This window comes from Synechococcus sp. W55.2 (assembly GCF_047461635.1).
GTDB lineage: Bacteria > Cyanobacteriota > Cyanobacteriia > Thermostichales > Thermostichaceae > Thermostichus.
Window position 1 is genome coordinate 1 of record NZ_JANSHM010000084.1, and the last position, 10,664, is coordinate 10,664.

A 10,664-nucleotide genomic window follows, 5' to 3' on the forward strand; every position below is an offset into this window, starting at 1 on the left:
TGCAGCTTGACCGCGTTGACGATCTTCTCCGGCGTGTTCTGGTTGACCCAGTTCAATGCCTGTACAAAGGCATCCATCGTCGCGTCCAATTTGGCGGCTTGCGACGGGGACACCTTGAGCTTGCAGGATATGGTCAGGACTTGGCTCATAAGTTCATTGTACTTCATCAAAGCGCATTCCTCCCGACACCGACCCTACGGGTACAGTGCGGGGCTCCTGCGATTTCTAGCTGAGAGTATTCCCCCTTTACAAAGCTCGTCGCTCTATAGTAAGTCTTCCGTTGAGAAATTTCAACTCGAAGCTTGCTTAAAAATGTTAGGATTTGATTATTTATAGGGTAAGTGAAACCAAATGCATTAGAGGAAGCTTATTGAGCTTTCTCATCTTTGACATCAGTATAAATACTGAAACTGGGATCCGGTAAGTCTTTTTTTTTCCCTTCTGCCCGCGGCGGCTCTGGACGGGCCACGGCTCAGACCCTTATTTTGGCTCGTTTGCAGGAGCTAGAGTAGCTGACGCAGGCGTGGTGAAAATGTAGCGAACTGAACCAACGGGAAGCTGGTTTGGGGATCGGATCCCTGTAGCTTTCGAGAGATGGGATCTAGAAGTTATGCTGGGGTTACCTCTTTTACCTTGAGACTATCGACCTCCAAGATCGGTGGATCGGGATCCCTTTCTCTCCGCTTAGTTTGACCTATGCCTAAGGCCCCCCTCCCTCCCAACGAAGAGCAGCGGCTGGCTGCCCTGCGGCAGTATCAGATTTTGGACACCGCTCCTGAGAACAGCTTTGACGAACTCGTGCGGCTGGCTGCCCACATCTGCGGCACGCCCATTGCTCTGGTCAGCCTTATCGACGAACACCGCCAGTGGTTTAAAGCCAAATTCGGCGTCGATGTGCAGGAGACCCCACGGGATGTGGCCTTCTGCGCCCACGCCATCTTGTCTCCCCAAGAGCCGCTGGTGGTGCCCGATGCCACTCAGGATCCGCGCTTTGCCGACAACCCGCTTGTTACGCAAGAGCCCCACATTCGCTTTTACGCTGGCATTCCCTTGGTAACTCCAGAAGGGCAGGCCCTGGGCACGCTTTGCGTTGTCGATTATCAGCCTCGGCACCTGACCCCAGAACAACTGGAGCAATTACAAGCCCTGGCCCATCAGGTGGTGGCCCAACTGGAGCTGCGCCGTACTTTGAGGGAACTGGCTCAGACGCCTCTGCTGCCTAAGTCGGGGGATACTAAACCTGCCCGCAAAAACCGCTTTCTCCTCAAAGTTACCGCCGGTTTTGGCCTGGCTGCCCTGATCTTGGCAGGGATCGCCTACTCCGCCCACCGCGCTGCTTCCCGTCTGCCCCAGATCAACAGGGAGGTAACCCAGTTTCTAGAAAAGCACGAGGTTCTAGAGAAGCTGCTAAGAGAAGTGCAGGCCGCAGAAGTCCACAAGCGCAGCTATCTCCTTACAGGCAATGCGAGCTTCTTACGGAGCTATCAGACAAGCACCGATTCGCTGTTTGCTCTTCTGGATCGGCTACAGGAATTTGCGGCCTTGGATCCCGTGCAGCAAGAGCACCTGAGCCGGCTAGAGCTGCTGCTGGCGCCGTGGCTGAAACTCAACCATGATTTGATTGAGCTGAGGAAGCAAGGGGAGCTATCTGCGGTTCAAGAAGCGCTGCAAAGTCAGGAAGAGGAAAAATTGAGGCAGCGGATTGTCGACGTGGTAGCGTCGCTAGGAGAGGAAGATCACCGCCGGCTGCAGCAAAGTAGCGATCAGTTTCAGATAGCCTGGAGCCGCACCAATGCCATCCTGCTAGCGGGTCTAACGTTTATCTACTGCATCTTGGCTGCTGTTTACTCCCTCATTCGCCGAGAAAGTGCCGAGCGGGAAAAGGCAGAGCGATCCCTCAAGCAAGAGCGAGATTTTACCAACGCAGTTATCGATACAGCAGGGGCGTTGGTAGTGGTCCTGGATCCGGAAGGGCGCATCCTGCGCTTTAACCGGGCCGCCGAGCAACTCTCTGGCTACTCGCTGGCGGAAGTCAGGGGCCGGCTACTGTGGGAGGTGGGTTTGATCCCACCGGAGGACGTGCCCAGTGTAAAGCAAGCTTTTGAACAGCTCAAGGGCAATCATTCCCTCTTTTTGAATCGCCATGAGAACTTTTGGCGCACCAAGCAAGGGGCACTGCGGCTGATTGCCTGGACCAATACCGCCTTAATCGGTGCCAACGGTGAGGCAGAGTTTCTCATGAGCACTGGCATCGACATCACCGACCGCAAGCTGGCGGAGCTGGCCTTGAAAGAAAGCGAAGAGCGCTACCGGGATCTCTTTGAAAATGCCACTGACCTCATCCAAAGCGTGGATGCTGAAGGGCACTTTTTATATGTCAACCGCGCTTGGAAAGAGACCTTGGGCTATGACGAAGCTCAAGTTTATCAAATGACCCTCTTCGACATTCTCCATCCCGACTGCCGAGAGCACTGCCAGGCTCTTTTCCAGAAGCTTCTAGCAGGGGAGAAACTGGAGAGGGTAGAGACAGCTTTCCTCACGGCCACTGGTGAAACTGTTTGGTTGGAGGGCAATGTCAACTGCCGCTTTGAAGATGGAGTGATGGTGGCTACGCGGGGCATCTTCCGCAACATCACCGAGCGCAAAAAAGCTGCCGAAGAGCTGGAGCGCCAGAGCCGGCGGGCTCAGTTGCTGGCGAATCTCAGCATGAAGATCCGCGAATCTTTGGATGTCGCCGAGATCCTAGAGACGGCGGTAACAGAAATCCAAGCCCTGCTCAAAGCCGACCGAGTCTTGGTCTACCGCTTCCAGCCGGATGGTTCTGGGATCATCTCCAACGAGAAAACTCAGCCGGGGATCCCCTCCTTGATGGGAGAGGTGATCGAGGATCCCTGTTTTCAGGAAAAGTACGCCCAGCTCTACAGCCAGGGCCGCGTTCGCGTTGTTAGCGATGTGGAAAGTGAAGGACTGGAGCCTTGTTACCTAGAGCTGCTGCAAAAAATGCAGGTCAGGGCCAACTTGGTGGTGCCGCTGTTTTTGGAGCAGCAGTTGTGGGGGTTGTTGCTGGCCCACCAGTGCTCTGGCCCGCGTCAGTGGCAGCCGTTTGAGATGGAGCTGCTGTCGCAGTTGGCCAACCAAATTGGCGTTGCCCTCACCCAGGCAGCCCTTTTGGAACGGGAGAGAAAGCGCAGTCTGGAGCTGGAGCAGGCCCGCAAAGCAGCAGAGCAGGCTGCCCAGGCCAAGAGCAGCTTCTTGGCCACCATGAGCCACGAGATCCGCACCCCCATGAACGCGGTACTGGGGATGACGGGCCTGCTGCTGGAGACCCCCCTCAATGCAGAACAGCGGGACTTTGTAGAGACCATCCGCGTCGGCGGCGATGCGCTGCTCACCCTCATCAACGACATCCTGGACTTCTCCAAATTGGAGGCCGGGGAAATGGAGCTGGAGATCCTGGATTTCGATCTCCGCTCGTGTCTGGAGGAGGTGGCGGATCTGTTTGCCCCCACTGCCCACGCCAAGGGATTGGAGCTGGCGGTGCTTATGCCGCCGGAAGTGCCGCGCTACCTGCGGGGAGATGCCTCGCGACTACGGCAAATCCTCAACAATTTGGTAAGCAACGCCATTAAGTTCACCCACCGAGGAGAGGTGGTGATCCAAGCAGAGGTGCTGCAAGAAACCGCTACCCATGTCCACCTCAAGCTCTCGGTGAGAGATACCGGAATCGGGATCCCGGCGGCGGCGCAGAGCAAGCTGTTTCAACCGTTTAGCCAGGTGGATGCCTCTACCACCCGCAAATACGGGGGCACGGGACTGGGCTTGGCCATCTGCAAACAACTGACAGAACTGATGGAGGGAACCATCTCGTTGCAAAGCCAGGAGGGACAGGGCAGCACCTTCAGCGTCGAGCTGACTCTGGAGCGGCAGCCCTACGTCCAGCAGCTTGCCCAGCCTTCTGCTCGCATCCCGGTGGATTTGCAGGGCAAGCGGCTGTTGGTGGTGGACGACAATGCCACCAATCGCAAGATCCTGCGCTGCCAGGCCGCGGCTTGGGGAATGGTGGTGGAAGAGGCCGAAAATGCCTATCAGGCTATGGACAAACTGCGCCAAGCCGTTCGCGAGGGCAGACCCTTCCCCCTGGTCGTTTTGGATATGCAAATGCCGGAGGTGGATGGGGAGACCTTGGGCCGCTGGATCAAGGCAGATCCGCAACTGGCCGAGACGCAACTGGTGATGATGACCTCCCTGGGACTGGGGGAGCACTCCCGCCGCGCTGCCGAAATCGGCTTTGCCGCCTACTTGGTTAAGCCGGTAAAACAAAGCCGTCTGCAGGAAGCGCTGGTCATGGCCCTGGGGAAATCTTCTGGTTTATCCACTTCGCTCTTGGGAATGAGTCCCGTCCTCCCTCAGACGACCCCCAGGGAGGATCGTCCCCGTCAATCGCTGCGCATTTTGCTGGCAGAGGATAACCCCGTCAACCAAAAGGTGGCTTTGCGCCAGCTCCAGAGTTTGGGCTACAAGGCCGATGTGGTGGCCAATGGTCAGGAGGTATTGGATCTCCTGCAGCAGGTCAGATATGACCTTATTCTCATGGATTGCCAAATGCCGGTGATGGACGGCTACGAGGCCACCCGCCGCCTACGCCAACAGGAACGGAGATCCGGCCACCGCACAGTGGTGATTGCCATCACGGCCAACGCCATGCAGGAGGATAGGGAGCGCTGCTTGCAGGCAGGCATGGACGACTATCTCAGCAAGCCGGTGCTGAAGGAAGATTTGCAAAGGTTGCTCAACCACTGGAGCCAGGTGATTGCCCAGTCTGCAGGGGGATCCTCCAACCAAGCCGCTTCTGAAGCAGCCTCTCCAGCTTCCCCCGCTGAGAGCCGGGATCCCTCTTCTCCCACCTTGCCCTATCCCATCGACTCTGCCTACCTGGATCAGGTTTCCGGCGGGGATCGGGGGTTTCAGCGAGAGCTATTGCAGGTGTTCATCCAAGATTGTGAAGACCAGCTGCCGCAATTGCGCCAAGCTATTGCCGGTTGCAATGCAGAAGGAATGCGGCGGATCGCCCATCGCCTCAAAGGAGCCAGCTCCAACGTGGGAGCCAACGCTTTTTGCCAAGTGGTTCGCGAGCTGGAGCACTTGGGGGTAGCGCTGGCCCAGCAGGGATCCCAAGGTGGTCATGAATGGGCACGGGCTCTGCAGGCCCCAGAAGACCTAGAACGCATCTTGGCTGATATCCGCCAGTACTTGCGAGATCTGGAAGGATAGATTCCAAAGGCTCGGCGCCGCTTCCGCGGCCACCCCCTCTCCCAGAGAGAGGGGAGTTAGGAAGCAATGCAGCAGAAATTTTCATGCCTGTTGCATTCGGAAGCGATGCAAAAGCCTGGCCGCAGCCAGGCCTGTAAAGATCTACAGCAAAGATCTACAGCAGTGTCTTGGGTCTACTGGGATTACATCAGGCCAATTTGAGAGAGGATCCCTTGGCCGGTCAGCAACTCGGTCGCAACGCCAATCACAAAGCCCAGCATTGCCAAACGGCCATTCCACTTTTCGGCGAAGGTGGTAAAGCCGAACTTAGCTTCTTGGTTCTCCATGGTTTTAGCTCCATCAACGGGTGACATCTTTAATGTGGCTCAGATATTAAAAATTGTCAAGTTTTGTGTCGAGAGCTAACAAGGGATCCCTAGCTGCTTTTCACGGTTGTCCAGAGGGCGTCGATGAGGCGCAGCTCTTCCCCTGACAGCACTTTAAGGTAGGTGAGTTTGGCAAGGGCCTCTTCGTCAGGGTAGATGGCCGGGTTTTGCCGATCTTCTGGGTTGATCATGGGCAGAGCTGCAGCGTTGGGGGTGGCGAAGCGGTTGTGGTTGCTCAGTTGAGCGCCGACTTCAGCATCCAGGATGAAATTGATGAAGCGATTGGCCAGCTCGGGGTTGGGGGCCTGGGCGGGAATGGCCATTACATCCAGCCAAATGTGGGCACCCTCGCGGGGGACAAAATAGCCGATGTTGGGGTTTTCTTCGGCAGCTTGCAGGGCATCGCCGCTGTAGACGATGGCTACATTGGCCGTTCCAGAAACCAGTTGGTTTTTGCCCCCCACGCCCCCAATTAGGCCGGCACTGCGGCGCTTGGTGTCGATCAAAAGCTGCTGGATCTGCTGCAGTTCGGAGCGAACGGTGGTGTTCATATCGAAGCCCAGGTAAACGGCAGCAGCGCCGATCATGGAGCGCATCTCGTCGATCATCACAAAGGGGCCATACTGCTGCTGCGGGTCGAAAATCAGTCCCCAAGAGCGTTCAAAGTTTTCGGGCAGGCGGTCTTTGCGGTAGCCAATGCCGGTGGTGCCCCACTGATAGGCGGCGGTGTAGGTGTTTTCTGGATCAAAGGGCAGGCCGACAAATTTTTCGCCCAGGTTGCTTAGGTTGGGGATCAATTCTTTGTTGAGAGGCTGCAGCAGTCCCAGCTCCAACATGTTGGGCACAATGTAGTCGGTGGGAACAACAATGTCGTACTGGCTGGTGCCTCCCCCCCGCAGTTTGGCCACCATGTCTTCGTTGGATTCGTACACGCTGACCACCACGCGGCTGTTGGTGGCTTTTTCAAAGGCAGTGAGGATGTCGGGATCGATGTATTCTGACCAGATGTAGAGGTTGAGAGTCTGCCCCTGGGCAGAGGTAACATGGGGCCAAAACAAAACCAGGACAAGCACACAGCAGAGTAGGGTTGTAGCCGAGGCAATCCACTTTTTCATGAGATTTCTCCGACTGTGAAAAGTTGAAAACATCGTATCTGCTTTCATCCCCCAGCCGGCTACACCCGCGGCTAGGAGGCACGCCTTGGGCAATCGCCAAGCCCCGCAAACTCCGGTTGAGGCTCGGGTACTCACCCTTGTTTCCAAGACAACACCCAAACGGTATCAACGCCTCCGCGAGCGATCCGCCAAAAGCCGCAAAGGCCGATTCTTTCGTCGGATCCCTCGATGCCTTGCGCCACAAGGCTTTCCAGCCCCAAAACCCCCTCGCCGCAGCTCTTTTTGCCGACTTTTTTCCGGATCCCTCGCAAATGGGTCTTGCATTCCTTGCCCTGCTTGGGTTTAATAGGGGTGGAGTTCCCCCTTCGGGGGGATCCCTAGAAATTGGAAACAACAGCCGACGACCGTTGTAATGGACTACTTCGTACGTTCCCCCTTCGGGGGGATCCCTAGAAATTGGAAACCGACGATCCCGACCACAGTCAAATCAGCGTCCTCGTAGTTCCCCCTTCGGGGGGATCCCTAGAAATTGGAAACACTAGACATTTGAAATACATAGAATCCTCCTTAGGCAGTTCCCCCTTCGGGGGGATCCCTAGAAATTGGAAACTGTCAAAGATAGCTCTCAAAACGGATAAGGCAATGGTACGTTCCCCCTTCGGGGGGATCCCTAGAAATTGGAAACGGGCATAAATCCTTGAACGCTCTAGCAAAGCATCTCGGATTGTTCCCCCTTCGGGGGGATCCCTAGAAATTGGAAACGTTAATCAGTTCGTCCATTGGAGTTGTCCTCCATCAACGTTCCCCCTTCGGGGGGATCCCTAGAAATTGGAAACGGGTGCTCTACCGAAGTATTCGATGACTCTTAGACGCCGTTCCCCCTTCGGGGGGATCCCTAGAAATTGGAAACGTCATAGAGGGGTACGGTGCGTACCACCCCCACTACTTTGTGCTGTTCCCCCTTCGGGGGGATCCCTAGAAATTGGAAAAGAACCAAAACTGGTTCGGTGTGGGTGTCCAGGATAAGTTTGGTTCCCCCTTCGGGGGGATCCCTAGAAATTGGAAACTTCATTGGCTTCGCGAAGCGAGTTGGTTACGAGCCTTGCTCGCACAAAGGTTCCCCCTTCGGGGGGATCCCTAGAAATTGGAAACCGTACAAAGCGACCAGAGTCGATCCAACTCACGCGACCGAGTATGTTCCCCCTTCGGGGGGATCCCTAGAAATTGGAAACAGCTCTCTGAGGATTTCGTAGGACTCGCGAATGCTGTTAGTGTTCCCCCTTCGGGGGGATCCCTAGAAATTGGAAACATCAAACTCCTCCCTTCTATCGGGATAAAGAACACCCAGGAGAGTTCCCCCTTCGGGGGGATCCCTAGAAATTGGAAACTCTTTCGCCGCAGATTCGAGGTTGCGTTTCCGCAGAGCCTCGAGTTGTTCCCCCTTCGGGGGGATCCCTAGAAATTGGAAACTGCAGTACCATAAAATACTGTTCGGAGTAATTTCCTGTTCCCCCTTCGGGGGGATCCCTAGAAATTGGAAACTAATGGGATCTCCGACTATGTCGCGGTAGCATTCGTGTTCCCCCTTCGGGGGGATCCCTAGAAATTGGAAACGACTATCTGCATCAGGACTCAAAGTTATCCGACAGCCCTGAGTTCGCCCTTCGGGGGGATCCCTAGAAATTGGAAACAATTCCGCCACCGATCCTGGCTATACTGAGGACACGCTCACCCAAAGTAGGGGTGAGCTTTCACTCGGCAGCGATTCACATGAGTTTTTGGAAGGGCCTGTTCGGGTCAGCAGGAGCTGCTACAACCAAAGAGCCGGCGCAAACAGCTAGGGCCGACCGTCGCCAGGAAACGGTGGTGGTACGAGGGGAGACAATCCTCTTCAGCTTGGATCCCAACTTGGATCTGTACGAGCTAGAGGAGCTCTGCGATGCGGTGGGGTGGTCGCGTCGCCCCATTCACAAGGTGAGAAAAGCCCTGCAGCACAGCTTTTTGGTGGTGTCGATGTGGCAGCAGCGGGGCAGCTACCGTCGCCTCATCGGCTTTGCCCGGGCAACGTCCGACCACGCTTTCAATGCCACCATTTGGGATGTGGTGGTTCATCCCGATTTCCAGGGTAGGGGTCTGGGCAAGCGGCTGATGGAAAAGGTGATCCACGAGCTGCGCGCCCGAGACATCAGCAACATCACCCTTTTTGCCGATCAGGGAGTGGTCAGCTTTTACGAACGGCTGGGCTTCACCGCCGACCCTGAGGGGATCAAAGGCATGTTCTGGTATCCCCGCTAGCGTATGGCCCCTGTGGTGATTTTGCCCGGTTATCTGGCGGGTGCGTCGGAGTATGAGCCCCTGCGCCAAGAGCTGGAAGCCCGCGGCTATGCGGCACGGGTGGTGCCGTTGCAGGTGCGCAGTTGGTTTCCCACGCTGGGGGGAAGGCCTGTCACTCCCATCCTGTGGGCCCTTCGAGAGACCATCCAAAAGACCTGCGCTGAGTTTGGGGTTGACCGAGTTAACCTGGTGGCCCACTCCGCCGGCGGCTGGATTGCCCGCATCTACCTGGGATCCGTGCCCTATGGGGGACAGGTGTGGCAAGGGCGGGAGCAGGTCGCTGCGCTGATTAGCTTGGGATCCCCCCACACCAGCCGGGAGCGCTGGACGAAGCGCAATTTGGACTTTGTCAACACCCACTATCCGGGGGCCTTTTGGCCCGAGGTCAAATATGTGTGCGTGGCGGGCAGGGTCATCCAGGGGCAGAGGTTGAGTCTGGGATCCCTGTGGCGACAGGAGCATTATCTGGCTTGGCTGGCCTACAACAGCTATTGGCTCACGGCTGGACAGGGGGAATTGTGGGGCGATGGCATTACCCCCATCGAGGCTGCCCACCTGCAGGGGGCTGTTAACCTCACTCTGCCCAACTGCTACCATTCCGGTCGGGGTGGACGGCGCTGGTATGGATCCCCCGAGGTGGTGGAAACTTGGGCTCAGTATCTGGCTTAGGGCCGGGGTTTAGCCGCCAGGCTTGCTTGGGTCGCCGAGGGCAGTCTCGGGCAAAGAGGCGGCCGATTGGCGGCGTTCCTGCTGACGCCGGGCGGCTTTTACCATCTCCTCGACCACAGCCCGCGCCTGCTTCATGCGATCCAAACTGCTGCGATAGAGCTCCAGATCTTTTCTCACCCGCTCTGTTGAAAAGGGCAGCTTGCTCACCACATTCTCCAAAAAGCGGCGGGTGCGTTCTTCTGGTTCTTCGTAAAGGGACTTGGCCACAACTTCATAGGCTGTGTAAAGGCCAACAGCTAAGACCCGGCTGTAGGCGTAGGGCGGCTGAGTCATGCGCTCCAAAATGGCTTTCAACCCACCCACATCTTCCGCCTCTGGCTTGAGACAGAGGAGATCAAGTCTTTGACGGGGATCCCCGCTTCCCATCAACTCCAGCAGATCGCGGGCATTCTTGCGCAACACCTCCGGCTTGAGGTGCAGAGCCTTACAGAGGGCGTTGAAAATGGCTTCTCGCTGCTCAGGGGGGTGATAGGCTTCCATCAGCCCGTCGTAGAGGGTGACCAGCCCCAAGGCAAAAAACGGATCGTAGACGAAGGTGCTGTTGACGGTGGTCAGGTGCAGCTCCACCAACAACTCCTCCACCACCCGGCGATAGACGGCGTTGATCGGGCGAGGGTAGGCGCTGAAAAAGGCCGCTTTGGTGGCGGAGAGGGTGCGAACAGGATTCACAGGCAGACAAAAATGAGCTTGAGGATGGCTTCTCTGTTTTTTTATTCTCACCTGTGCTGACCCTGAGGGCAAGCTGTGTTGACATCCTCCCCGGCCTGAAGGCTGGAGATTCCTACCACGCTGCGCATGGATGGCTCCTTGCGCAGTCGTCTCGGCGGGTTCCTGCTTCCGACCGCCCGTG

Annotated in this window: 6 protein-coding genes, 1 pseudogene and 1 CRISPR repeat array; of the genes and pseudogenes, 3 read left to right on the forward strand and 4 right to left on the reverse strand. The window is 56.7% G+C overall.

The genetic code is table 11. The features are described 5' to 3' along the window. Positions 1 to 149: pseudogene (locus NW828_RS12770) on the reverse strand (RNA-guided endonuclease TnpB family protein); the annotation flags it as partial. 547 nt (positions 150 to 696) lie between these two features. Between NW828_RS12770 and NW828_RS12775 the strand changes: the two are divergent. Further along, a complete protein-coding gene (locus tag NW828_RS12775) occupies positions 697 to 5,271 on the forward strand; it encodes a GAF domain-containing protein (RefSeq protein ID WP_414384250.1) in 4,575 nt (1,524 codons plus the stop codon). 182 nt (positions 5,272 to 5,453) lie between these two features. Here the strand turns inward: NW828_RS12775 and NW828_RS12780 are convergent, their stop codons facing one another. Further along, positions 5,454 to 5,624, reverse strand: coding sequence for a chlorophyll a/b-binding protein (locus tag NW828_RS12780; RefSeq protein WP_414331192.1), 171 nt, complete (start codon positions 5,622 to 5,624; stop codon positions 5,454 to 5,456). A 62-nt stretch (positions 5,625 to 5,686) separates the two neighbouring features. Next, entirely contained in the window at positions 5,687 to 6,751 is a 1,065-nt protein-coding gene (locus tag NW828_RS12785; RefSeq protein ID WP_414384252.1) for a spermidine/putrescine ABC transporter substrate-binding protein, read from the reverse strand. Between the two features lie 356 nt (positions 6,752 to 7,107). Further along, positions 7,108 to 8,442: direct repeats of the CRISPR family, unit length 36 nt; unit sequence GTTCCCCCTTCGGGGGGATCCCTAGAAATTGGAAAC. A gap of 79 nt (positions 8,443 to 8,521) precedes the next feature. On the opposite strand from NW828_RS12785, the gene NW828_RS12790 reads away from it, so the two are divergent. Together NW828_RS12790 and NW828_RS12795 are read left to right on the forward strand one after the other, a co-directional pair. Further along, positions 8,522 to 9,046, forward strand: coding sequence for a GNAT family N-acetyltransferase (locus NW828_RS12790; protein WP_414343795.1), 525 nt, complete (start codon positions 8,522 to 8,524; stop codon positions 9,044 to 9,046). A gap of 3 nt (positions 9,047 to 9,049) precedes the next feature. Beyond that, positions 9,050 to 9,754: an esterase/lipase family protein gene (locus NW828_RS12795; RefSeq protein ID WP_011432154.1), complete on the forward strand. Its 705-nt coding sequence runs from the start codon at positions 9,050 to 9,052 to the stop codon at positions 9,752 to 9,754. A gap of 9 nt (positions 9,755 to 9,763) precedes the next feature. On the opposite strand, the gene psb29 is transcribed toward NW828_RS12795, so the two are convergent. Then, positions 9,764 to 10,483 carry a photosystem II biogenesis protein Psp29 gene (gene psb29 / locus NW828_RS12800; protein ID WP_414384254.1) on the reverse strand — a complete coding sequence of 240 codons (720 nt, stop codon included), beginning with the start codon at positions 10,481 to 10,483 and terminating at the stop codon, positions 9,764 to 9,766. Between the last annotated feature and the right edge of the window lie 181 nt (positions 10,484 to 10,664).

What these genes read in the sequence shown, in the direction of transcription:
- NW828_RS12780 (WP_414331192.1), bottom strand. Translation starts at nt 5,624, where the DNA reads ATGTCACCCGTTGATGGAGCTAAAACCATGGAGAACCAAGAAGCTAAG.
- NW828_RS12785 (WP_414384252.1), bottom strand. Translation starts at nt 6,751, where the DNA reads ATGAAAAAGTGGATTGCCTCGGCTACAACCCTACTCTGCTGTGTGCTT.
- NW828_RS12775 (WP_414384250.1), top strand. Translation starts at nt 697, where the DNA reads ATGCCTAAGGCCCCCCTCCCTCCCAACGAAGAGCAGCGGCTGGCTGCC.
- NW828_RS12790 (WP_414343795.1), top strand. Translation starts at nt 8,522, where the DNA reads ATGAGTTTTTGGAAGGGCCTGTTCGGGTCAGCAGGAGCTGCTACAACC.
- NW828_RS12795 (WP_011432154.1), top strand. Translation starts at nt 9,050, where the DNA reads ATGGCCCCTGTGGTGATTTTGCCCGGTTATCTGGCGGGTGCGTCGGAG.